Here is a 22,700-nt window from a genome sequence, read left to right as displayed (position 1 = left end):
TTAAGTGAAGTTCATTACTTTTAAAGATGAATGTGCTGCGATGAAATAAAAATCCCTATCGTCATTTAAAAGGATTACTTTATTTTTTATAGCGTAAACAGCAATGAGACAATCGTTTGGTTTACGTACAGTAATGCCTCTTTTTCTTAAATCACGGTATAAGCTTGCGGCTTCAGTAGCGGCTACATAAGGATCTCCTTTTAGTTTAGTCATGCTATCAAAATAAGATTTAATCTTCTTTACTTCGGCTTCTGAGACTACACCTTGTAAAATCTCTTGCATTATTGTAGGACAAGTTGCCACTACCATATTTGCCAAATTATTCCTTAAAAATTTACTTGAATCTGTTTCAATTCCTTTGAAAAAATTGACCCATACGGATGTATCTACCAAAATAATATCCATTATTCAAAAGCCTTATCATCGAGTTCAACCTTCCCCCATAATTCAGCAAGCTTCTTTTGATTTTCAATTGTAACATATAACTTCAAAGCTTCTTCAATTACTGCTTTCTTTGTTTTTATATTACCCAATTTCTGAGCTTTAGCGATTAGCTCATCATTAATATCTACATTCGTTCTCATACACATAAATTTTAATAAATATACACAAAAACCATCAAATAAAATATCTATTCTTACATTCTCTTTATACCTCATTCTTGCGTTAAAACTATTCATCAAAATATTTACATCACCATGCAACCATTTACATCACTTTGCCATCTTACTTATAAATGATGTTTTTGGAACCTAAATATACCATTCACCAACTGATAGACCGCTGCCGGGCCGGTGAGCGCAAGGCACAGGAACTGCTTTATAAGCAGTTTGCCTCAAAAATGCTGGGGGTGTGTATGCGCTATGCCACTGATCGCATGGAGGCCGAAGACATGTTGCAGAATGGCTTTATAAGGGTTTTCCAGAAAATGGATGATTACCGGGGCGAGGGATCATTTGAGGGCTGGGTTAGGCGCATCATGGTTCACAGTTCAATTGAATACTATCGCAAACATCATAAAATGATGCAGTTAATTGATATTGAAGAAGCAGGACATGAACCATCGGTTAATCCACTGGCTGCGGCCAATCTTGATGCAAAGGTGCTGATGGGCATGATACAGCAACTGGCCCCGGGTTACCGGATAGTATTTAACCTTTACGCGCTGGAAGGCTATTCGCACAAAGAGATAGCGGAGATTGTAGGCATTACCGAGGGTGCCTCTAAATCGCAGCTGTCAAGGGCTCGTACAATATTGAAAGAACAAATTGCTAAAATGGAGGGCAAAAGTTATGGATATGCAGGATAAGGAACTGGACAGGCTGTTTCAACAAAAGCTTGATGACCTGGAAATACAACCATCGGCCCATGTATGGCAGGGCATCAACGCCGAATTAAACGCCGGCAGGCGTAAAGGAATATTATTGCCTTTGCTAAGCGCAGCAGCAGGTGTTATATTACTGATCACCGCAGGTATCCAGTTTATCCCTAAACAAAGAGTTAAACATAATGACCATCCAACAGAAATAGTTAAAACCCATCAACCGGTAAAACAATCCGTTGCAGTTACAGTTGAGCCTGTGGTACCTCCAACCCCGGCGCAAAACAAAGTACCCGCAAATCCGGTTATAGCACCTGTTAATACTATAGCGCAACTTAATAAAACCAAAATAAAAAGCAATTTGACACCATCTGTATCACAGCCGGTAAATCCTATCCCCTCACCTGTAACCGCCCATACAGATGAACCATTATTAGCAAATGCCCCTGCCGCAGATTATCCTGTTGTTAACGCCGCAGCCCCGGATACAGCAGCCAGGATCAGCCCGAAATCAACCATCATTGCCAGCGACAACACACAGCCGGTATTGATAGCCCAGGTACCGCATGCCGTTCCTGCTACAGCAAAATCTGTAAAAAGGCACCGCATCCGCAGCCTTGGCGATGTTTTTAACGTGGTGATAGCCGCTGTTGATAAACGTAAAGACAAAGTAATTGAATTCAGTAATACCGATGAAGACGATGCCACTATTACAGGCCTTAACCTGGGCTTTATTAAAGTAAAAAAAGAGAAAGACAAATAATATCTTAGCGAACGACAATTATACCACAACTATATGAAACGCCTTATTTTTACCATCACGATATGCCTTGCCACGAGTTTTGTTTTTGCTCAAAGCACACCTGCCGATTCTACCCAAAATGCTACCGACACCACTACACATAAAAAGCACGTTAAAGTAAAACTTGGCTTTGGTGATGATGTAACGCAGGTTAATATTAATAATGATGAGCCTGATACTGCCTACCATGCACACAAGGCGCCGGGGTTTTCTTTTGGGGTAACCTTTTCAAGGATCGACCTCGGTTTTGCTACGCTGATTGACAATGGCAGTTTTACCCTATCTGACAAAAACAAATTTTTAAGCTACCGCCAGTGGAAAACAAGCAACTTTGGTTTTGATGTGCTGCAATTTGGTTATCGCTTTAACAGTGCTTTCAAAATTTATGTATCCGGTGGTTTCGACTGGACCCATATCCGCTTACGTAATGATATCACCATACAGCGTAACGCGCCGGTGCTCACCTACGTTCAGGACAGTATCCACTTCAGCAAAAACCGTTTTTCATCAACCTACCTTCGCATACCGCTATCGTTCTATTACCGCAGCCATGAGGATGACCGGGGGAATTATTTCAGGTTAGTTGCCGGTCCGGAGATTGGCATCTTGCTTAACGGCCGCGTAAAACAGATCAGCGAGGAAAACGGCAAGCAGAAATTTAACGATGATTATCACTTTGCCAAACTGCGTAAAGGTGTATTTGTACGCATGGGTTATGGCATCATGGGTCTTTACGCCAAATATTACTTCAACGATATGTTTGAAAACAGCCCTGATCAAAAAGGTTTGAGAAACTTTTCGTTTGGGTTGACATTCGGCTTTTAAACAGAACCATGATTTTAAGGATTACAAGATGACCATGATAGATGGATGACTTGCCATCCTGTAATCCTTAAATCAGGCAAATCATGGTTCAGAATCATGGTTCAAACGTTTATCTTTGCCCCTGATGTCAGAGATTCCTTTTTTGCAGGCAGTTGCCATAAGTAAAATATACCCGGGAAAACAGCAGGCCGGTGTAAAAAAAACCGGGCTCATTATTGAGCCGGGCAAAATCACCGCCATTATTGGCGAAAGTGGCAGCGGTAAAAGCACTTTACTACGCTTGTTATATGGATTGCTCTCACCCGATGAAGGCACCGTTTACTTTAAAGGTGAACGCATTTGGGGCCCTGAAGAAAAGCTGATCCCCGGTCATGATGCCATGAAAATGGTAACCCAGCATACCGATGATCTTAACCTGTTTGCCAAAGTTTGGGATAACGTGGCGGCTATGCTGCCGGCAACAGATCTCAAAGCCAAACAGGAGAAAACTGAAAGGGTGCTCAAACAGCTCAATATGTTCAACATGGCTGATAAGCGGGTGGCCGACCTGAGCGGTGGCGAAAAGCAACGCGTAGCCATTGCCCGCGCCATCGTTACCCACCCCCAGGTATTATTGCTCGATGAACCTTTTAACCAGGTTGATACTTCGTTCAGGGAAGGCCTGCAGCATGATATCAGGCAGATAGTTAAAGAAACCGGATTAACGGTGATCATGGTATCCCATGACCCGGCCGAAGTACTATCGATGGCAGATGAGCTCATTGTTATAAACAAAGGAGAAATTGTTGAGCATGGCAATCCCAAGGCACTGTACAAACACCCTAAATTTCTTTACACCGCCCAATTGCTCACCAATTGCAACGTACTAACCGCTCATGAGGCCCGTTTTTGCGGCATTGACATAACCAAAGAATATGCGGTTGTTTATCCTGAGCAAATCAAAATTAAATTGATAGCGGCAACCAAAAGCTGGGTTGTTAAGCAGGTGTTATTTAAAGGTTTTTATGAGGATCTGATCCTTAGGCATGAAGATATTACCCTACGGGTTTTGAGCGAGGAAACCGGAAAGTATGCCGAGGGAGATTTGGTAGCAGTACGGGTTGAGAAGTATTTGGAGTATTAATCCTACGATTAGGCTTACAAGGCAAGCAAGATATTTAGTTGTAGTTAACTGATATCGGCCTGCTCATTCGCCGCGGGTTGGCTTTGTTCTTTTTCTTGATAAAAAGAACCAAAAATCAAGTCAGCAGATAGGCTTCTTTGCGCTCAAGGCCTTTGCCTTGCAAACCGGGCATAACCACGGGCTGCAATTATTTTGCCCTGCTTCGCTCGCTCGTTGTCCCCGCTTCTGCAAAAACTTGCTATGCCCCTACAGCAGCACAGGCCGGCATTGTTCTGCCCGGTTTCGCCCGAAGCTTACCTGCTGACGGGGAACTGAAGACACAAGACGGTTAGATTTAAGAAAAAAGGATTCAAAAAATAAACCGGCGCCATACCTCGCGTTGGCTACCGGTTTTTAAACGTATATTTAAAAAAGATCTTAATGCCTTAAATTAAGGCTAAGCATTACCAGGTTTTTACTTTCAACATAGGCGGTGCGCTCGTTCAACCTGTCAAGGACCTGGTCAAGCGCCAGGCGGGTCTTTTTCTTTTTAATGTTGAGCTTACTATAAACTGTTTCTTCGTATATCAGCTTATTGTTATCGTTATAAAACTTAATGGTTTGCACGCGGGCAAATTAATATTGTGTTCAACTACCCAAAAACCGCGTACGTTTGTTATTTTATTTTGAGCCTGCACCGCAGCTGCTGCAAATGCCAGGATACAAACTGTGATAATTAACTTTTTCATGGTGTTATTTTTAATATAAACTAAAAATAAGGGCCCGTAAAATGGCATGAAAATAGCATAGGCACACAACCCGCCAGTTACGATTAACTGCATTTTAATACGACAAATAAACATCCGACCTGAAAAACGCACCGAAGCAGCCTTACTCCAGGTAGTTCGTCATCAAATGACTGCAGTTTGTCGCACTTTTATCCTAAAATCCGCCCAATTAAACTGTTTTACAGTAAATTAGCTATATGAATACCGGCTTCGATCTCCTGCTCAATAATATAAAGCTGCCGCGCTTTTGGCAGCACGTGATATTTTGGGTAATTGTATCGTTTTTCATCACGACGCTTTATTCGTTCCAGACCAATTTTTGGGTATCCTTACGCAATAACCTTTTGTACATGCCCATACAAATAGCGTATTACTATGCCATTGCTTACTGGCTGGTGCCCAAATATGTTTTTGAAAAACGATATGTGATGTTTTTCATGATGCTGATACCGCTTGTGTTTGCATGTATGTTTATTAGCCGTACCATCGGAATCCTTTTTGTTGCGCCCTACCTGATCAGGGTGATGCACGTAACAGATGCCGGTTATATCGCCTCAACCCAACGTCCGTTTTTTGAGCAGTTAACAGATGGGCAAAGCCTGGTAAATTCATTTAAAGGGACTAACCTGTTTACCGGGTTTGTACTTGCTATTAAACTTTTTAAAATGTGGTATGAGCGCAAGCAGGCGGCATTAGAAGCCGAACTCAACGCGTTGAAAGCCCAGGTACATCCGCATTTTTTATTTAATACCCTTAATAACCTTTATTCGTTAAGTCTTAATAATTCGCCCAAATCGCCGCAGGCTATAATTGGCCTGTCGGACCTGCTGCGCTATATGCTCTATGAATGCTCAGATAACGAAGTGCTTTTGGAGAAGGAAGTATTTATGATGCAGCAATATGTAAAGCTCGAAAAACTTCGCTATGAAGAACGCATCGACATTAACTTTACCATTACCGGTAATTTGAAAGATAAAACTATAGCCCCGCTGCTCATTTTACCTTTTATCGAAAATGCTTTTAAACACGGCACCAGCGAGCAGGTAGGCGCTACCTGGATCAATATTGATATAAGTGTTACACTAAACCACTTCAAGTTAAAAGTAGCCAACAGCAAACCCGAACATCCTGTTGAAGAAGGCTATACGCCGGGGCATATCGGGCTAAAGAATGTGACCAAGAGGCTCAACCTGCTGTACCCTCATACCTCACGCCTGAAGATCGTGAACGAAGAAGATACCTTTTTTGTAGCGCTTGATCTCGACCTGAAAATCATAAAACAATCTGCTGCACAACAAATGGTAACCGCATGAAAATCCGCACACTTATAGTCGATGATGAGCCACATGCCATTGAGGTATTGAAAAACTACCTTGCGCGCTTCAGCGAGATGGAGGTTACCGCTACCTGCAATGATGGTATTGAAGCTTTTCGCCTCTTGCAACAAAAACCTATCGATTTGATGTTCCTGGATATTCAGATGCCGGGAATAAAAGGTACCGATCTGCTGAAAAGCCTTAAAAACCCGCCTAAAGTAATTTTCACCACCGCCTACAGCGAATACGCACTTGATGGCTTTGAGCTCAACGCGGTTGATTACCTTTTAAAGCCAATCTCTTTTGAGCGTTTCCTGCGGGCGGTCGACAAGATTTATCAGCTAAACGAGCATAAGGGCAAACTCCTGATTTCCCATGAAGAACCTGTAAGTGATACCCATACGTTCATTTATCTTAAAGTAGACCGCAAAACAATTAAGGTTAATATCAATGATGTTTTATGGATAGAAAGCCTGCGCGATTATGTTAAAGTAGTGGCCGTAAATAACCACGTCCACATTACCAGGCAAAAGATCAGCTTGCTCGAAGAGATGCTTCCTGAGAACAGGTTTGTACGCATCCACCGGTCATTTATAGTTGCGTTAAACAAAATAGATTCTTTCTATGCCTATAGCATGGATGTTGCCGGGCATGAGCTGCCTATCGGTCGCAACTATAAGCAGGATGTACAGAAAAAGCTGAAGAGTGAACGGTTGCAGATGGGGTGATAAAACCTTAGAATGTTACAAATGTTCGCTTTTTTTCATTCCCTCCCCCGGGGAGGGGTGCGGCTGGTAAGCGTAGTGGCAGGGAGGGGTTTATACGCTTTGCTATTTAATAGGCACTATTTATGAAACCCCTCCCTGCACCCTCCCAGGGGAGGGAATCGCACCAATCCCACGCTTTTTCTTATTCCTTTTGAACAGCTATTCCTACGCAACCCACCAGTCATTTACCAAATTCAATTCATCTTTTGCACGGGTAACGGCAGTGTACCACCATTTGCAAAGTTCATAGTATGGTGAACCGTACATGCTTTTATCTAAAAAGAGGTAAACATTGTTCCACTCGCCACCCTGGGCTTTATGACAGGTTACGGCATAGCCGTACGAAACTTTAAGGCAGTTGAGATAAGGGTCTTCGCGCATGGCTTCCCTATACTGTTCACTTTTTTGAGAAATGCCTTTTGCCTTCATCTGGTCATTAAAATCGATGATCAGCACTTTGGATTGATCGTTAGTGAGATTTCCCTTTAAGCTTTCAAGCGCATCTAAAGAAAGCAGCATCTTAAACTCCTTCCCCGAAGCCAGCGCGGTAACCAACACTTTTTGAAATTTCATGCCAAGCTTTTGTTCGGTTTTTTCAAGCTCATTTACAATTACAAAATCGCCGTTGGTTAGCGGTACCGAATAATTATTTTGTGTCACCAGCAACACATCACCAACCTGTAAAGGCACATATCCCGAACCAAAAAGTTCGCGTCGCATATCCCGGTTTATCATTTGAACTTTTTTATTGCTGCGTGCTATAGCCAGGCAGCTATTGGGGCCGGCCGCCTTATAATTTGCCGCGTACAGGTTAAACATAACATCATCTGTAGGGTGAAGTTTTACGTTATTAAGATTTGATGCCGGGATCTTTGGAAATTTGATGCGCTCCCGGCTTTCGCTCATGGTGCGGATAGCTCCTGCCAAAACCAAAATATCATTGTCATCTTTATTACGTTCTATTTTTGAGAGTTTAACAGATACCGGGAAACGCTGATTTTTAGCCAGCCAGTCTGTATCAAGCGCTGGGCTAAAGCTTTGCCCTACGGGTGGCAACTGGCAGGGGTCGCCGACAAAAATAATCTTGCTTTTATTAGCCACCTGAAAAAAATCCTGGAGCAGGATCCCCGAACCAAAAACAGCAAAGCCATTGCCATCAGTCAGCGTACCTGAAAGCATCGAAGCCTCATCAACTATATAAATGGTGGTTTCGGCATCTGCAGAGCGGGTTGAAAACTGCATGGTCATCTGTCCGGCCATGCCAGATGCCGAATTTTCGGCCAGTGTTTCCTCGTCAAGGCCGTCTATCTTATCAAAATTATATAACTCGCCATGAACTGTTGAGGCGGAGAACCCCGTTTTACCCCTTAAAACCGTGGCGGCCCTGCCTGTTGCTGCCAGCATACAAAACTTCCTTTCTTTTTCTTTCAGCCATTGTGCAATGTGCTGCATCAAAAAGGTTTTACCCGTGCCGGCATAACCCTTTAGCACAAAAACATCGGCAGCAGGATGATCAAGAAATTTTTGGATTGCCTTGAAAGCGGCTTTTTGATCTGTATTTAAAGTAACAGGCACAGGAATCTTTTTTAACTAACGGGCATAAAACCGGCAAACAAATCTCCGGTCTCCTTCAATGTATTTAGCGGAACGTAATCACATACCTCAGCATATTCGCCCCACATTTGCTGTACGGCTTTATTATGATGGGCATTTGCAATGGCTTCGGCACTCAGCCATTCAAAAACTTCAATAATGGTGCCATCGGCTGCTTCCATGATGATTGATTCACGATCGGTTACCAGCCCCTCCTGTTGAAGGCGGGATACATGCGTTTTCATGAGTTGCTTCAATGCCTCCTGTTTGCCCGGTTTGGGTTTATAGGCAACAATTACAATCTGTCCCATAGGCTTCCGTTTATTGTGGATGCAATTTACGAAAACGAAGAAGATTTAAATAATTATGTCATTTCGACTACAGGGAGAAATCTTATACGCCGGTTTAGCGAACTTGCATGTCCGCCATAACAGGTGTACAAGATTTCTCCTCGTACCTCGTCGAAATGACATTTTCTTTGAATGTGATTACTCCCCCTCCGGAAAATCGGCGCCTACGGTAGTCGCCTCCCAGGTATCAAAATCCTTTTGTAACTCCTGCAGCTTATTGCGCGCCCCTTTCAATGCTGCTTTACCTAATAATAAACGCAAGGGCGGGTTTTCTGCTTCTACAGCGTCAACAATAGCTTTGGCAGCACGTTCCGGATCTCCCGGCTGCTTGCCGCTGTAGCCGCGGATATTATTTTTGTTTGTACCTGCTGTTTCTTTATAGTCGTCAATAACGATCTTACTGTTATTAGCCGAACGGCTGGCCCAGTCGGTACGGAAACCACTCGGTGCAATCACCGTAACTTTAATACCAAGATGTTTGGTTTCTTTAGATAGCGCTTCGGAATAACCGTCGACAGCAAATTTGGTTGCATTATAGAAACCTACTGCGGGAAAAGCCACTAATCCGCCTATAGAGGCGATATTAACCACATGGCCGCTTTTCTGCGCACGCATAATTGGCAAAACAGCTTTGGTCGTGTTGGCAAGACCGAAGAAGTTAATCTCGAACATGCGCCTTACTTCCTCCTCTTCGCTCTCCTCAATAGCGCCAAAATAGCCGATACCTGCATTGTTAACCAATACATCAACAGTGCCGAATTTTTGTGTTATAGTATCAACACCCGCTTTGATATCATCAGCTTTTGTGACATCAAGCTTCAGAGCTATTGCTGTTTCAGGATAACCGTCAACGATATCTTTTATGTCATCTGTATTGCGCGCTGCAACACCGGCTCTATAACCTAATTGCAAAACAAGCTTTGCCAATTCCCTGCCAAAACCGGTTGAGCAACCAGTTATTAACCATACTTTATTTTTCATGATAGTTTGTGTTTGATATTGTAAAATAACGGTGTTGTATTCAATTGTTTGTCAGTTGAAGTTCATTGTTGCAAAAGCTGCCTTTACCTAACCAACTCCAAAGGAGAGGGCTTTAACCAATAACGGCATAAAGGAGAAGGATTAGAAAATAAACCATGTCATTGCGAGTAACCATCAGGGGAGCCCTGAAAAAAAATGAAATGACATGCATTGCGATGAGAAGTAAGATATTTGTCTTGAACATCGGGCAAACTACACACCCCGTATAACCCTTGGGGCCTTTAAGAGCCCGCTTGCGAGTTTGGGACTGTCGCTTTTTGCAAAAAACATTATAGGGAACCACCAGTTCTGACCAACTGGTGGTTTACCGCGCTTTTAAGCTTAGACTTTTTAAAGCGGCAGAGTTTGCCCTGTTTTTTAAAAATATGGGCAAAGCTAAACAAAACAAAAAGAAGAAGGGGGCAGGAACTCCTGCAGGTTCAAAAAAGATGGAACGATTTGGGATTCTTTACCCCAGATCAGCCGGGATCGATGTAGGGAGTATGCTCATGGTCGTATCTTACACTGATTCCAGGGATCAGATCCACCTGAAACAGTTTGACAGTTTTACCTCCAGTCTTAATAAACTGGCCGACTTGCTACAGGGGGAAAAGGTGGAGATCGTAACGATGGAATCAACCGCCAACTATTGGATGCCCCTGCATAGTATCCTTGAGTCCCGGGGCATAAAGGTGGTGATGATCAACCCAAGCCATTATCGGAATGTATCGGCACGAAAAACGGATATTAATGATGCGCAGTGGTTGCATAAGCTGCTTACCCATGGCCTTTTACGCGAATCACATATTGCGCCGGCCTTTTACCAGGACCTGCGGCAATATATCCATGAAAGGCAGATCTGCCAGGACCAGAAAAGCGATACACTCAACCGTATCCAAAACACCCTGACCAAAATGAATATCAAGTTCCAGCACCTGATCAGCGATATTGAAGGTGTATGCGGTATGAAGCTTTTGCGGATGATCTGCTCAGGGATCTCAGATCCCGAAAAACTGCTTTGTAGCATCGATCATAAACGGCTAAAAGCAAGTCAGCAGGAATTGCTCCATTCTCTTGAAGGAGACTACCGGGACAGCCGGATCAATACACTCAGGGGCAGCCTAAAGGCATACGACTTTTTTAAAGAGCAGATGCTTTATTATGAGCAGCACATCGAACAAACGCTTAAACTATTGGCACCGGAGATAAAAAGCTCAAAGAAGCAGAGCATGGTCCGCAAGAATCAATATCATATCAACTTAAAAGATTACCTAATAGCCATATTAGGCGTAGACCTGACAGCAGTGGAAGGCCTGGATGAGATCGGCCTGCTAACGATACTGGCAGTAACAGGGCCCGATATGAGCAAATGGCCTACCGCAGGCCATTTTACAAGCTGGTTAAACCTGTCGCCCCGTCCTAAAATAACAGGAGGCAAGCTGGTAGGCTATGAAAAACGGATCACACACAACCCGGCTACCCAGGCTTTCAGGCTTGCGGCAAACTGCCTATGGCAAAGCAAGGGCCCGTTAGGACAGCAATACCGAAAATTAGCTGCAACCAAAGGAAAGGCTAAAGCTATTAAAGCAGTGGCCAGGAAAATAGCCGTGATATTCTATAATATGATACTCAAACAACAGGCTTACGATAGCAGTAAAGTTCAACAGGATATCGAATTACAAAAGGCAAGAAAGATCAGCCGTCTGCAAAAAGAAGCTCAAAAACTTGGTCTTACTCTCCAAAATGCAGCTTGATTATGAATGTCTTACAGGCACGTCATTATAAGCAGCAAGGGCAAAAGAGCATCCGGGCGACGTGGCAATCTCGTCGTTATGCCTCTACGATATGCAAAGCCGCTGAACATAGCTACGAGATTGCCGCGCTTCGCTCGCAATGACATCTTTTTTACACCCGTCTTTCATTTCCCATCAACAGTAACCAACCAAAAACGGCGATGAATTAACACTCATCGCCGTTTTTTTAGTTTTCCCTTTTAGAGGGGAGATCCAGAGAGGTTATTTTTTCCAAACGTTATTTTCGGGATTGTAATCCGGTAATACTTTATCAGGATCGTAAGTAACCGATTCAATTTCTTCGGTTGATGGATATTTAAATGTCCATGACGCATAACGCTCCCAAATTTCAACCGGCAGTTTTACGCGGTCAACTTTACCATCTTTGGTTTTAACTTCCAGGATAACCGGCATTGCCATTTTACCCAGGTTATCTAAAGTGATCAGCGAGCCTTTGGTTGGATCGTTATCAACATATTTTACATCGCTCACAGCAACATCCAAACGCCAGTCGTTCAGGAACCAGCCTCTCCAAAACCATTGCAGGTTTTCGCCGCTTGCATTTTCCATCGTGCGGAAAAAGTCGTCGGGAGTTGGGTGTTTAAATGCCCAGCGGTTAATGTAGGTTTTAAAGGCGAAATCAAAACGCTCCGGGCCTAAGATCTGCTCGCGCAGCAATACTAAACCGGCACTTGGCTTTGAGTAAAGCAGGGTTCCAGTGTTTCTCTCTTTTAAGTTAGCCGGCTGGCTCATAACAGGCTCAAGATCGGGCCTGGTAAAGAAAGCACCGATAGTATGCATATCCGGCACCCTCGTGTTTTTGTACTCGCCATTGTTAAAGTTAGCGGTAGAAAGCGTATTGATGAACGTATTAAAACCCTCGTCCATCCAGCCGTACATGCGCTCGTTTGAGCCTACGATCATCGGGAACCAGGTATGACCAAATTCATGATCGTTTACACCCCAAAGGCTTGCCTTTTTTGCTTTCGCTCCGCAGAAAACAATGCCTGGATATTCCATACCACCCACTATACCTGCAACCGCAGTAGCAGCAGGATAAGGGAACTCGAACCATTTTGATGAGTTATACTCAATAGATTTTTTAACGTACTCTGTTGAACGGCCCCAGGCATCGTTGCCGTCGCTTTCAACCGGGTAGGCAGATATAGCAGTTGATTTTTTACCGCTTGGCAGGTCCATCTTGGCAGCATCGATAATAAATGCTGCAGATGAAGCCCATGAAGCGTCGCGGGCATTCTTGATTTTAAAGTGCCAGGTTAACTGGGTTTTACCGGCAGGGCGCGATTTGGGATCGGTAACCTCAGCAGCCGAACGGATGATCACTGTGCTTTCGCTTTTTTCGGCAGCTGCCCAGCGTTTCAATTGCTCAGGGGTATATACTTCCTGCGGGTTTAATAATTCGCCGGATGCTACTACGATATGGTTTGCAGGAGCAGTAATGTTCAGGTCAAAATCACCGTATTCCAGGTAAAACTCACCCGGGCCGCTATACGGCAGGGTGTTCCAGCCCATTACGTCGTCATACACACATACGCGTGGATACCATTGCGCAATAGTATAAACTTTACCATTTTTGGTTTGCAGATAGCCCATACGGTCCGACCCGTAATTTGGAGAAACGAAAGAGTATTCAATTTTCAGTTTAGCCTGTCCGCCGTTGGCCGCAATTTCCTTTGGAAGGAAAACCTGCATCCGCGTATCGGTGATCAGGAATTTAGCATCAACGTATTCGCCTTTCGCGCCGGCAACTTTTACCGATTTAATTTTATAACCGGCATCAAACGCCTCGCCGCGGCCCCAGTTACGGCTACCTGCCGGGGGAACAATGGCTGTACCTCGTGAATCAAGCTTAAACAGGTTCTGATCCAACTGCATCCACATAAAGCCCAATGTTTGCGGACTGTTATTGGTATACGTTAAAACTTCCGAGCCGGTAATTTCGTTGGTTTGATCATTCAGTTTGGCAGCCAACTGGTAGTCGGCACGGTTTTGCCAGTATTTATATCCTGGTTCGCCGCTGGCTGCGCGAAATTCGGTACCGTTTTTAGTGTAAAAGCCCGGACCAAAAGTTTCGTGATAATCGTAAACAGAACCGGCGGGGGGAGTAGTGGTGGTAGGCGCTGGCTGCTGGGCATAACTCACCCCTGCGGCCAACATAAAGGCAAGGCTGCAACCTGCCATCAGTTTTAGTTTCATGTTCAGTCAAATAAATTGCGTAAAGGAACAAGTATACTACAAATTAAGCAGAAGCAAAAGGTTGGTAAAACGATTGTTACCGATTTATTAAGGAATTGATTTCGTGCTTAAAGGCTGCTTATCAGGTGAATTGGTTATTGTTGGTGACAACACCGACAATTGCTAAAAAATTAGGGACGCGTTAGATACTACGCCGTTGTTGGTGTTGTCACCATAGGTGTTCGGAAGATGATGATCTGTCGGAAAGTTGACAAAAAGCAATGTCATTGCGAGGAGCGGCATGGGCAGAAGCAATCGGGGCGACGAAGCAATCTCGTAGCTATGCAGATCGGACATGCATTGGCTACGAGATTGCCACGCTGCGCTCGCAATGACATTCTTTTTTTTTAACGAGATAATTTCATCTTCCTCCCCTTATTTCCCCAAAAAATGATCGGCATAAACCTTCTCATCAAAGCCGAAGAAAAGGAAACCATTATCCTCAATAACCGGGCGTTTGATCATACTGGTTTTTTGCTGCAATAATTGTAGCGCGTCGGTATTGGTTTTGATGCTTTCTTTAACCGCGGGGTCAAGCTGTTTCCAGGTAAGGCCCTGTTTGTTCAAAAATCTTTCGTAACCTGCTTTGGTGTCCCATTCCTGCAGTTTTTCGGTACTTACTCCAAGCTTTTTAAAATCCTGAAAATCGTAAGCTACTTTATTTTCTTTAAGCCAATCGAGGGCTTTTTTTACTGTATTGCAATTGGTAATTCCATAAACTTTCATGGGGGTAAATTTACGGATTTCGATATATGATGAGCAGGCACTATTTTCAACTCGCCTGTTGTTATGTAATATGGCGATAAAAAACAAAAAGAGGCGCCATTACGCGCCTCTCCTAACAAATATCTATCAGCAATTAACCATTGCCGCCGCCATTGCTTTTTCCTCCGCCTTTGGTATCATCGTTATTAATGCCACGCTGGTTCTTTTTGATATCGCCATTCAGTTTACCAAACTTAAAGTTTAACCTCACGGCAAAATTCCTGTAGCGGTTATGATACAACGATTCCTGGTCAAAGTCAACTGTGTGCGTAGTTGACCTGAAGGTGCGGTACTTGCTGTATGGGTTGTTGGCTACCGCTGATATGGTTAGCTTTTTGTTCAGGAACTCTTTAGAGAGTACGTAAGAGTTAAAAATAAAATTGCTTGACTTGCCTTGTAAGGTAACATCCCCGCTAAAGAAACCGGCATCGAGGCCAATGCGATAGCCGCCATCAAATTTGTAGCCAATATTGGCAAAAGCGTTGCCGGTGTAACCGTCATTTTTATAAAACTGGCCGTTATAAGTTCCCTTTAACCACACGTGCGAAATTTGCCCGTTGATATTAACCGTAAACTTTTTAGTGATTGAGTAATTGGTATTCAAGTTTAAGCCAAGTGATCGGTTGCTGCCCAAATTTTGGTACGTAGTAAACGTAACGGTATCAATATGATCGCCCATGTTGTTTTGAATCAGGCTGGTTACGTTTTGGATAGCATTGTTGGAGAACGCATAGCTCAAACCGACATTGATTGATCCTTTTGAGAAATTACTATAGTTCAACTCAAAAGTATTGTTCAGCTCCGGCTTCAGATCGGGATTACCGGTGCTGATGAATTTAGGGTTGGATTTATCAATAAATGGGTTTAACTGGTAAATGCCCGGCCTTTGGATGCGCTGGGTAAAGCCCAAACTGATGCTGCTGCTTTTCATCGACCGCTGGATAGATACCGAAGGGATAAAATTATTATAATTTTTATCGAGCGGTGTACCTGTAAACACGGCATTTACCTGCGTATGCTCTAAACGCAAGCCCGCCTTGCCTGTCCATTTATCCATCTTTAACTGGTATGAGTTATAAGCACTGTACACATCCTGGTGATAATCAAACGCACCAGTTTGTCCTGCATTTACATTATATACCGAACTGGTTGAATCTTTGTCTTCGCGCCTGTAATCGCTGAAATTATTACGCAGGATCACTTTACCGCCGGCCTCAATACTGATTTTCTTCAATGGATAAGCATAATCTAACTGGAAAGTATGCTCACGGTTACCTGCATTATTATATTGCCTGAAATCGGGCTGAAGGGCATTGTAATAATTAACCCTGTCCGAAAACTGGTTATCAGTAAAATTTTTGCTCGGCCCGTAGCTGTATTTGTAGGATAAAGTAAGCAACTCATCTTTATGCCCTTTAAACCCTAACTGATAGTTGATAGACGCGTCGAGACCCTGATCATGATTGTAACCGTTGCTTGACAGGTTATAACCCTGTGTGAGGTCGCCAAGGGCATTTGTCTGAGCCGATCTCTGTGATCCGTCCTGATTAAATTCGCCATGAAAAAACTCAAATGAACCGGTAAGCAGGTTTAGCGTGTCTATCTCATAGCTTAGCTCGGCATTGGCGTAACGATACTTGCCGCCAAATGAATTATTGCCTGTTTGTAGGATGCTTGATTCAGGATCAAAAAAAGTTTGTTTGGTGGTTGATGTATTGGTATTACGCTTCTGGTTACCAAAACCTGCATAACCCGAAACTCCGAACTTACCTTGCTTGGCAGTCATGTTCAGGTTATAGCCAGGGCCCCATACACTATTATAGCGCATATTGATACTGCCGTTATACCCCTGATCCGCGTTCTTTTTAGTAATGATATTGATAATACCCGCTAAACCCTCGGCATCGTATTTTGCAGGCGGCGTGGTGATCACTTCAATCTTTTCGATGTTGGTAGCCGGCATTGCTTTTAACACGTCTGATGGGTTTTTAGCCATCAACGCCGATTCTTTTCCGTTGATCAGGATCTTGTATTTACCGCTGCCTTTTAATTTAATGTTATCATCGCCATCCACAGCCAAAAGCGGTACTTTCCGCATCATATCCAATGCAGATACCGCTTTACTTTCCGGATCTGCAGTAACATCATAGCTGAGGCGGTCAACCTCCTGTTTCATAACCGGCCGAACGGCGGTAACAGTTACTTCGTTCAATTGTTTACTTGATGCTGCCACCAGGATCCGCCCTGCATCAAACGTTTTACCATCTATTTTCACCGGGAGCACTTTGGTTGCATATCCTACTGAAGCTACTACTAACTGATACGTTTTACCTTCGGGAGCTTTCAGCTCAAAGCTGCCGTCATCTTTGGCGAGCGTACTTTTCACCGGAGTTTTGGTAGCGGCATCCTGTAGCGCGACAGTGCCATACCCCAATGGCTTATTAGTTGCCGAATCGATCACGGTGCCTTTAACGGTTATATTTTGAACAGGAACCGGTGCGGCAGCCTGGGCCATAGCCATGCCCGTGACAAAACAGCATAGCACTGTTAGTAGAAATTGTTTCATAATTGCGATTTTGGTCATAAGACGTTTAAGATACCCGGGCGTGACACCAAAAAATATGCGTTTAACACTTTTTAACGTTTGCCACTGCCAGGTAACGGGTTAGTTACTAAAGTTGTTAATTGCGGCTTCCGCTGCTGGTGTCATCATTGTTAATACCACGTTGATTTTTCTTTATGCTGCTGTTAAGCCTGCCGAACTTGTAGCTCAGGCTCACATTAATAGTGCGATAAAAATTGTTGTTGGCGGTGTAAGTTTCAAAGCCATCACCTTTGGTATAAAAGTCGAGCTTGTTGAACTTTTTAAATGGGTTGTTGACATTTAATGATAATGATACCTTTTCCGTAAACATCGTTTTGGTTCCGCTGATGGAACTGAAGAAGAAATAATTGTCCTTTCCCTGCAACAATACATAACGGCTGTCATACCCAATGTTTAAGCCGGCGCGATAGCCGCCATCAAATTTGTAGCTGGTATAAGTAAAAATGTGCCCCTGGTTACCACTGTTGCTGAAAAGCGAGCCGTTGTAATAGCCCTTCAGCCAAACAAACAGTAATTCGGCATTTATATTCACGTTCAGTTTTTTGGTGATGGGATAATTCACATTCAAATCAAAGCCCCAGTTTTTGTTCGAGCCTACGTTAGCGTAAGTGGTAGTAGTAACTCCTGCTGTATCAACCGAGGCTAAATTTTGCACCGTGTTATTGGCAAACGAGTAATTGGTGCTCAGGTTGATGGAGCCTTTGGCAAAATTGCTGTAGCCTAATTCAAAATTATTGGTTACCGCGGCCCTTAGGTTAGGGTTACCAACGTTACGGTATTGCGGGTTGGATTGGTCAGTATATGGGTTAAGCTGGTAAATACCGGGGCGTTGAATGCGTTGGGTAAAACCAAGTGTAAGACTGCTGCTTTTCAGGCTCCGTTGTACCGATACCGAGGGTACAAAATTATCATAGTTTTGGTTAACGGTTGGTTTCCCTACCGCGAAATCGGCGTTAACCGTGGTATGTTCCAACCGCATACCGCCTTTAAAAGCCCATTTGGTTAACTTAACCGAATAGGAGTTGTACACACCGTAAATATTTTGTTTATAGGTAAAATTATTCACCTGCGCTGTATCGGCGTGATACTCATTATCCACGTCACTTTTTACATCAGTATTAAACTGGCTATAGTTATTACGCAGAGTTGCTTTACCACCGGCCTCAACGGTAAGAATTTTTGAAGGCTGGATATAGTCTAACTGAAAAGCATGCTGCTTTGAACCTGAGTTATTGTATTGCCTGTAATCTTTAGGGACACCTTCGCCGCTAAAGTCATTACCTTTTGTGGCTTCGCTGGTTTGAAGATTGTTATTATAATTGTATTTGTAGGATACGGTAAGCAGCTGCTCCTTGTTTTTTTTAAAGCCTAACTGGTAATTCAGCCCCATATCCGATCCTTTAAATTCGCCCGTGCCATTGTTAAACAAACGGTAAAATTGCGTAACAGCATCGGCGCTATCGCGTTGGGTAGTAACCTGATAATTATGCTGATTGCTTTTGCCATGATAAAAATCAAACATGCCGGTAATCAGGTTCAGGGTATCTACCTCATAACTTAACTCACCGCTGCCATACAGGTTTTTGCCAGTGTTGCCCCTTGTACCTGTTTGACTAAGTGTTGACTGCGGATCGGTTGACTGTGGCTTAAAAAAAGTGGTCATGTTCTCGAACGATGACGTACGCAAGGGCCTGTAGTTATAACCGGCATAGCCGCTAAAACCAAACTTCCCTTGCTTCAAGGTAAGGTTAACATTGCCCCGTTCACCATAAACACTATTGTACCCCGTATTGATACTTACGTTATACCCCTGGTCGGCATTTTTTTTGGTGATTATATTGATGATCCCCGCAAGGCCTTCGGCATCATATTTTGCGGGCGGCGTGGTGATTACTTCTATCTTTTCGATATTGGCAGCCGGCATGGATTTCAGCACGTCCGATGGGTTCTTGGCCATCATGGCCGATTCCTTTCCATTGATCAGGATCTTGTAATTATCATTACCCCGTAGCTTGATAGCGTCGTTGCCATCAACAGATAACAAAGGTACTTTCCGGATCATATCCAGCGCGGTGATAGACTTACTTTCCGGGTCGGCAGTTACATCATAGCTCAGGCGGTCGACCTCTTGTTTCATTACCGGCCTTACCGCGGTAACGGTAACTTCTTTCAATTGTTTGCTCGATGCCGAAAGCAGGATCCGGCCTGCAATAAATGTATTATTTGTAAGTTTTACCGGAATAGTTTTGGTGGCGTAACCAATAAAAACAGCAACTAACTGGTAAGTTTTACCTTCTGGCGCTTTTAGTTCAAAACTGCCATCGTCTTTAGCAAGCGTACTTTTTACCGGGGCTTTGGTTGCGGCATCCTGGAGCGCAACAGTAACGTACCCCATAGGTTTGTTATTAGCCGAATCAATGACAATACCTTTTACAATAATATTAGGAACTGCCGGAGCGATGGGAGCTTTTGTTTGAGCAAATAAGAAGGTAGAAAAGCAACAGCAAAGTACCGTTAGCAGGATTTGTTTCATAAGGTTATTTAGGTTTACAAGACGTAAGTACACACCCGTGCGTTACAACACGAATTACGATTTGAACGGAATTTTAACTAAAATATTAGTTTGTAACGACGTTGTTACTTATTATAACGGGTCATGGTAAGTTCGGTTCCAATAGTTGCAAAACTCTTCACCATCTCTATCGAACGATCGATCAATGCAGGCAGTTCGGGCTGTTCGTCTTTATCAAACGGGCTCAGCACAAAATCAACCTGGCGGCCTTTGGGGTAATTATCACCAATGCCAAAACGCAGGCGTGCGTAGTTATTGTTGCCAAGCACCTCTTCAATATTTTTAAGGCCGTTATGCCCGGCGGCACTGCCTTTGGGTTTTAAGCGTAAGGTACCCAGCGGCAGGGCAAGGTCATCCACGATAACTAAAACATTCCCCACCGGAATTTTCAGGTCTTTCATCCAATAGCTCAGGGCTTTTCCGCTCAGGTTCATATAGGTAGTAGGTTTAATGAGGCAAAGCGTACGGCTTTTGAACGATACCTCGGTATAATAAGCCAGCCGCGAGTTTTGGAACCTCGCTCCCTCTTGCCTGGCCAGTTCATCCAAAACCATAAAACCTATATTATGCCTGGTATCCGCATACTCCGGACCAATATTTCCTAAACCTACAATTAAATATTTCATGCCCCCTGGCCCCCTAAAGGGGGAATTTTTGATTAGCTTAAATTTTTATGCGAAGATATTATTTATTGCTCAAACAAAAACAGCGATAGAAATTACTCTACCGCTGTTTTAAATTTCACCGCTTGTTCCCCCTTCAGGGGGTTAGGGGGCTTACTTTTTACCTTGAGCTGCTTCCTGCTCTGCCTGACGTAATGCACGTGAGGTAGTTACAGAAACAATGGTATCTTCTTTAGCGTTGGTGATAGTTAAGTTTTCTAATTTAATATCAGATACTTTTACTGATTTACCAACTTCTAAAGACTCGATGCTTACTTCAATAGCATCAAGATGATCTTTAGGAAGCGCTTTGATACGCAGTTTCCTTAATTTTTGAACCAGCTTACCACCTACTTTAACACCTGGAGAAGTACCGGTTAATTTAACTGGGATCTCGATGGTGATAGGTTTTTTCTCATCTAACAATAAAAAGTCAATGTGAGTGATTTTTTCAGTTAGTGGGTGGAACTGGATATCTTTGATGATAGCTTGTGATTTAACACCGGCGATTTCCAGATCGATGAAATGAACAACCGGAGTGTAAACTACGGCTCTCAAATCAGCTGCGGACACAGAAAAGTGGGTCTGGGTAGCACCACCATAAAGAACTGCAGGCACCTGGCCATTGTAACGCAGCTCTTTTGCGTCTCTTTTCCCTACGTTCTCTCTTAGAGAACCGCTAATAGCAATTGATTTCATTTTTATTTATTTGTTTATTTATTTAAACCTCACCCAACCCTCTCCAAAGGAGAGGGCTACATAAGGATATTTTAATTCTACTTTAACCTTTTCAAGTCCTCTCCTTTGGAGAGGATTTAGGAGAGGTTTCTTAGTCCACCTTAAACAAGGTACTAATCGAACCGTGTTCGTTTACGTTGCTTATCGCTTTTGCAAACAGTTCGGCGGTTGAAAGTACCCTTATTTTAGGGCTGCTTTGTTTAAGCGGGATCGTATCGGTAACTATCAGTTCGGTTAAAGCCGAATTTTCGATAGTTTCATAAGCTTTACCTGATAATACCGGGTGTGTACAAACCGCGCGAACGCTGCGTGCACCACGCTCCATGATCAGTCCGGCTGCTTTTGCTAACGTACCCGCGGTATCGCAAATGTCATCAATCAGTACGATGTCCTGATCGGTAACGTCCCCTATCAGCGTCATGGCTTCAATTTCGTTGGCACGTTTACGGCGTTTATCGCAAATTACCACTTCGGCATTAAAGAACTTGGCAAAGCTCCGGGCCCTGTATGAACCGCCCATATCAGGCGATGCAATGGTAAGGTGACCTAAACCGAGGCTTTTAATATAAGGCACAAAAATGATAGAAGCATCCAGGTGATCAACCGGAACATCAAAAAATCCCTGGATCTGCGCTGCGTGCAAATCCATGGTCATGATACGGTTAATGCCGGCTGCAACTAACAGGTTGGCTACCAGTTTTGCACCAATGGCAACACGTGGTTTATCTTTCCTGTCTTGCCGGGCCAAACCAAAATAAGGTATAACGGCGTTTACATAATGTGCTGAAGCGCGGCGGGCGGCATCAATCATCATGAGTAACTCCATTAAATTATCGGTAGGCTGGTGGGTTGACTGGATCAGGAAAACATCGCATCCCCTTACAGATTCATTAAAATGCGGCTGGTATTCGCCATCGCTGAAACGCGATATCACAACTTCACCTAACTCACGACCATAAGCATCAGCTATAAGATGCGCAAGTTCCTGCGAACCTGATCCTGAAAATAATTTAACCGGGTTAAATTGTAAGGGCATTTTGATTTTGAATTTGGGATGTTCGATTTCGGATTTTACCTGTCCTTCACCGTTGATCTTTTACAAATACAACCGTTATAAAACACAATTCGGATTTCAAGTTTTCCAATCAGAATAAATCCGAAATTGAAAATCCGAAATCCGAATTTTATTGTTGCCCGACCAGGATTCGAACCTAGACAAACGGTACCAAAAACCGTCGTACTACCATTATACTATCAGGCAATCTCCTTTGGTTTGTTTTACTCCCCGAAAAGGAATGCAAATATAGCGCGAATATTTGATTCTCAAAATAGAATTTTAAAAAAAGTCATTATTAACTCAAACACAGCAAAATAAAATACAAATACGCTTCAAAAGCCCGTTTTTGATGGCAACATCCCAATAGT

Annotated in this window: 20 protein-coding genes and 1 tRNA gene; 7 read left to right on the top strand and 14 right to left on the bottom strand. The window is 43.4% G+C overall.

Annotated features, from left to right (window positions below):
- Both vapC and DIU38_RS32335 read right to left on the bottom strand, forming a co-directional pair.
- Window positions 1-405: a type II toxin-antitoxin system VapC family toxin gene (gene vapC, locus DIU38_RS32340; RefSeq protein WP_091165528.1), complete on the bottom strand. Its 405-nt coding sequence runs from the start codon at window positions 403-405 to the stop codon at window positions 1-3.
- The gene (locus DIU38_RS32335) at window positions 405-584 is read right to left on the bottom strand and encodes a type II toxin-antitoxin system VapB family antitoxin (RefSeq protein ID WP_091166939.1); all 180 of its coding nucleotides are present in this window, start codon (window positions 582-584) and stop codon (window positions 405-407) included. Before DIU38_RS32335 ends, vapC begins: the two co-directional genes overlap by 1 nt.
- A 155-nt stretch (window positions 585-739) precedes the next feature.
- Here DIU38_RS32335 and DIU38_RS32330 point away from each other — a divergent pair, with 155 nt between their 5' ends.
- The 4 genes from DIU38_RS32330 to DIU38_RS32315 all read left to right on the top strand — a co-directional run bounded on the left by DIU38_RS32330 (window position 740) and on the right by DIU38_RS32315 (window position 4,071).
- A complete protein-coding gene (locus tag DIU38_RS32330) occupies window positions 740-1,309 on the top strand; it encodes an RNA polymerase sigma factor (RefSeq protein ID WP_112657914.1) in 570 nt (189 codons plus the stop codon).
- On the top strand, window positions 1,299-2,084 hold the full coding sequence (locus tag DIU38_RS32325) for a hypothetical protein (protein ID WP_167516333.1): 786 nt from the start codon (window positions 1,299-1,301) through the stop codon (window positions 2,082-2,084). The genes DIU38_RS32330 and DIU38_RS32325 overlap by 11 nt, the downstream gene beginning before the upstream one ends.
- A gap of 33 nt (window positions 2,085-2,117) precedes the next feature.
- Window positions 2,118-2,948, top strand: a complete 831-nt coding sequence (locus DIU38_RS32320; RefSeq protein ID WP_112657855.1) for an outer membrane beta-barrel protein — start codon at window positions 2,118-2,120, stop codon at window positions 2,946-2,948.
- 124 nt (window positions 2,949-3,072) lie between these two features.
- The gene (locus DIU38_RS32315; protein ID WP_112657853.1) at window positions 3,073-4,071 is read left to right on the top strand and encodes an ABC transporter ATP-binding protein; all 999 of its coding nucleotides are present in this window, start codon (window positions 3,073-3,075) and stop codon (window positions 4,069-4,071) included.
- A 417-nt stretch (window positions 4,072-4,488) separates the two neighbouring features.
- Here DIU38_RS32315 and DIU38_RS32310 read toward each other — a convergent pair whose 3' ends face one another.
- Window positions 4,489-4,677 (bottom strand): hypothetical protein, encoded by a 189-nt coding sequence (locus tag DIU38_RS32310; protein WP_149354211.1) that lies wholly within the window; start codon window positions 4,675-4,677, stop codon window positions 4,489-4,491.
- A gap of 358 nt (window positions 4,678-5,035) precedes the next feature.
- Between DIU38_RS32310 and DIU38_RS32305 the strand changes: the two genes are divergently transcribed.
- Complete coding sequence (locus DIU38_RS32305; protein ID WP_112657849.1) at window positions 5,036-6,151, top strand: sensor histidine kinase; 1,116 nt, start codon at window positions 5,036-5,038, stop codon at window positions 6,149-6,151.
- Complete coding sequence (locus DIU38_RS32300; RefSeq protein WP_112657847.1) at window positions 6,148-6,882, top strand: LytR/AlgR family response regulator transcription factor; 735 nt, start codon at window positions 6,148-6,150, stop codon at window positions 6,880-6,882. Before DIU38_RS32305 ends, DIU38_RS32300 begins: the two co-directional genes overlap by 4 nt.
- A 204-nt stretch (window positions 6,883-7,086) precedes the next feature.
- Here DIU38_RS32300 and DIU38_RS32295 read toward each other — a convergent pair whose 3' ends face one another.
- The 3 genes from DIU38_RS32295 to DIU38_RS32285 all read right to left on the bottom strand — a co-directional run bounded on the left by DIU38_RS32295 (window position 7,087) and on the right by DIU38_RS32285 (window position 9,845).
- Complete coding sequence (locus DIU38_RS32295; protein ID WP_112657845.1) at window positions 7,087-8,496, bottom strand: ATP-dependent DNA helicase; 1,410 nt, start codon at window positions 8,494-8,496, stop codon at window positions 7,087-7,089.
- An 11-nt stretch (window positions 8,497-8,507) separates the two neighbouring features.
- Window positions 8,508-8,825, bottom strand: a complete 318-nt coding sequence (locus DIU38_RS32290; RefSeq protein WP_112657843.1) for a hypothetical protein — start codon at window positions 8,823-8,825, stop codon at window positions 8,508-8,510.
- A gap of 177 nt (window positions 8,826-9,002) precedes the next feature.
- Window positions 9,003-9,845, bottom strand: coding sequence for an oxidoreductase (locus tag DIU38_RS32285; protein WP_112657841.1), 843 nt, complete (start codon window positions 9,843-9,845; stop codon window positions 9,003-9,005).
- Window positions 9,846-10,270: 425 nt separating this feature from the next.
- Here DIU38_RS32285 and DIU38_RS32280 point away from each other — a divergent pair, with 425 nt between their 5' ends.
- Window positions 10,271-11,638, top strand: coding sequence for an IS110 family RNA-guided transposase (locus DIU38_RS32280; RefSeq protein WP_243770601.1), 1,368 nt, complete (start codon window positions 10,271-10,273; stop codon window positions 11,636-11,638).
- 261 nt (window positions 11,639-11,899) lie between these two features.
- Here DIU38_RS32280 and DIU38_RS32275 read toward each other — a convergent pair whose 3' ends face one another.
- The 8 genes from DIU38_RS32275 to DIU38_RS32240 all read right to left on the bottom strand — a co-directional run bounded on the left by DIU38_RS32275 (window position 11,900) and on the right by DIU38_RS32240 (window position 22,536).
- Window positions 11,900-13,894, bottom strand: coding sequence for a M1 family metallopeptidase (locus DIU38_RS32275; protein ID WP_112659002.1), 1,995 nt, complete (start codon window positions 13,892-13,894; stop codon window positions 11,900-11,902).
- A 414-nt stretch (window positions 13,895-14,308) separates the two neighbouring features.
- A complete protein-coding gene (locus tag DIU38_RS32270; RefSeq protein ID WP_110585677.1) occupies window positions 14,309-14,659 on the bottom strand; it encodes a Spx/MgsR family RNA polymerase-binding regulatory protein in 351 nt (116 codons plus the stop codon).
- A 133-nt stretch (window positions 14,660-14,792) separates the two neighbouring features.
- Window positions 14,793-17,264, bottom strand: coding sequence for a TonB-dependent receptor domain-containing protein (locus DIU38_RS32265; protein ID WP_167516332.1), 2,472 nt, complete (start codon window positions 17,262-17,264; stop codon window positions 14,793-14,795).
- Between the two features lie 115 nt (window positions 17,265-17,379).
- On the bottom strand, window positions 17,380-19,836 hold the full coding sequence (locus tag DIU38_RS32260) for a TonB-dependent receptor domain-containing protein (RefSeq protein ID WP_112658998.1): 2,457 nt from the start codon (window positions 19,834-19,836) through the stop codon (window positions 17,380-17,382).
- Window positions 19,837-19,940: 104 nt separating this feature from the next.
- Window positions 19,941-20,501 (bottom strand): aminoacyl-tRNA hydrolase, encoded by a 561-nt coding sequence (pth, locus tag DIU38_RS32255; protein ID WP_090529151.1) that lies wholly within the window; start codon window positions 20,499-20,501, stop codon window positions 19,941-19,943.
- Window positions 20,502-20,651: 150 nt separating this feature from the next.
- Complete coding sequence (locus DIU38_RS32250) at window positions 20,652-21,236, bottom strand: 50S ribosomal protein L25/general stress protein Ctc (protein ID WP_112658996.1); 585 nt, start codon at window positions 21,234-21,236, stop codon at window positions 20,652-20,654.
- A gap of 130 nt (window positions 21,237-21,366) precedes the next feature.
- Entirely contained in the window at window positions 21,367-22,311 is a 945-nt protein-coding gene (locus tag DIU38_RS32245) for a ribose-phosphate pyrophosphokinase (RefSeq protein WP_091166935.1), read from the bottom strand.
- A 154-nt stretch (window positions 22,312-22,465) separates the two neighbouring features.
- Window positions 22,466-22,536: transfer RNA gene (locus tag DIU38_RS32240), tRNA-Gln, on the bottom strand.
- Between the last annotated feature and the right edge of the window lie 164 nt (window positions 22,537-22,700).

The organism is Mucilaginibacter metallidurans (genome assembly GCF_003286435.2).
Classification (GTDB): Bacteria; Bacteroidota; Bacteroidia; order Sphingobacteriales; family Sphingobacteriaceae; genus Mucilaginibacter; species Mucilaginibacter gossypii.
This window is presented reverse-complemented; position numbering and strand designations above follow the sequence as displayed.

Excerpts from the sequence above, each read along its gene's own strand:
- DIU38_RS32335 (WP_091166939.1), bottom strand. The coding sequence starts at position 584 with ATGAGAACGAATGTAGATATTAATGATGAGCTAATCGCTAAAGCTCAG.
- vapC (WP_091165528.1), bottom strand. The coding sequence starts at position 405 with ATGGATATTATTTTGGTAGATACATCCGTATGGGTCAATTTTTTCAAA.
- DIU38_RS32300 (WP_112657847.1), top strand. The coding sequence starts at position 6,148 with ATGAAAATCCGCACACTTATAGTCGATGATGAGCCACATGCCATTGAG.
- DIU38_RS32285 (WP_112657841.1), bottom strand. The coding sequence starts at position 9,845 with ATGAAAAATAAAGTATGGTTAATAACTGGTTGCTCAACCGGTTTTGGC.
- DIU38_RS32330 (WP_112657914.1), top strand. The coding sequence starts at position 740 with ATGTTTTTGGAACCTAAATATACCATTCACCAACTGATAGACCGCTGC.
- DIU38_RS32265 (WP_167516332.1), bottom strand. The coding sequence starts at position 17,264 with ATGAAACAATTTCTACTAACAGTGCTATGCTGTTTTGTCACGGGCATG.
- DIU38_RS32270 (WP_110585677.1), bottom strand. The coding sequence starts at position 14,659 with ATGAAAGTTTATGGAATTACCAATTGCAATACAGTAAAAAAAGCCCTC.
- DIU38_RS32260 (WP_112658998.1), bottom strand. The coding sequence starts at position 19,836 with ATGAAACAAATCCTGCTAACGGTACTTTGCTGTTGCTTTTCTACCTTC.
- DIU38_RS32325 (WP_167516333.1), top strand. The coding sequence starts at position 1,299 with ATGCAGGATAAGGAACTGGACAGGCTGTTTCAACAAAAGCTTGATGAC.
- DIU38_RS32280 (WP_243770601.1), top strand. The coding sequence starts at position 10,271 with ATGGGCAAAGCTAAACAAAACAAAAAGAAGAAGGGGGCAGGAACTCCT.
- DIU38_RS32250 (WP_112658996.1), bottom strand. The coding sequence starts at position 21,236 with ATGAAATCAATTGCTATTAGCGGTTCTCTAAGAGAGAACGTAGGGAAA.
- DIU38_RS32290 (WP_112657843.1), bottom strand. The coding sequence starts at position 8,825 with ATGGGACAGATTGTAATTGTTGCCTATAAACCCAAACCGGGCAAACAG.
- DIU38_RS32315 (WP_112657853.1), top strand. The coding sequence starts at position 3,073 with ATGTCAGAGATTCCTTTTTTGCAGGCAGTTGCCATAAGTAAAATATAC.
- DIU38_RS32275 (WP_112659002.1), bottom strand. The coding sequence starts at position 13,894 with ATGAAACTAAAACTGATGGCAGGTTGCAGCCTTGCCTTTATGTTGGCC.
- DIU38_RS32305 (WP_112657849.1), top strand. The coding sequence starts at position 5,036 with ATGAATACCGGCTTCGATCTCCTGCTCAATAATATAAAGCTGCCGCGC.
- DIU38_RS32245 (WP_091166935.1), bottom strand. The coding sequence starts at position 22,311 with ATGCCCTTACAATTTAACCCGGTTAAATTATTTTCAGGATCAGGTTCG.
- DIU38_RS32320 (WP_112657855.1), top strand. The coding sequence starts at position 2,118 with ATGAAACGCCTTATTTTTACCATCACGATATGCCTTGCCACGAGTTTT.
- pth (WP_090529151.1), bottom strand. The coding sequence starts at position 20,501 with ATGAAATATTTAATTGTAGGTTTAGGAAATATTGGTCCGGAGTATGCG.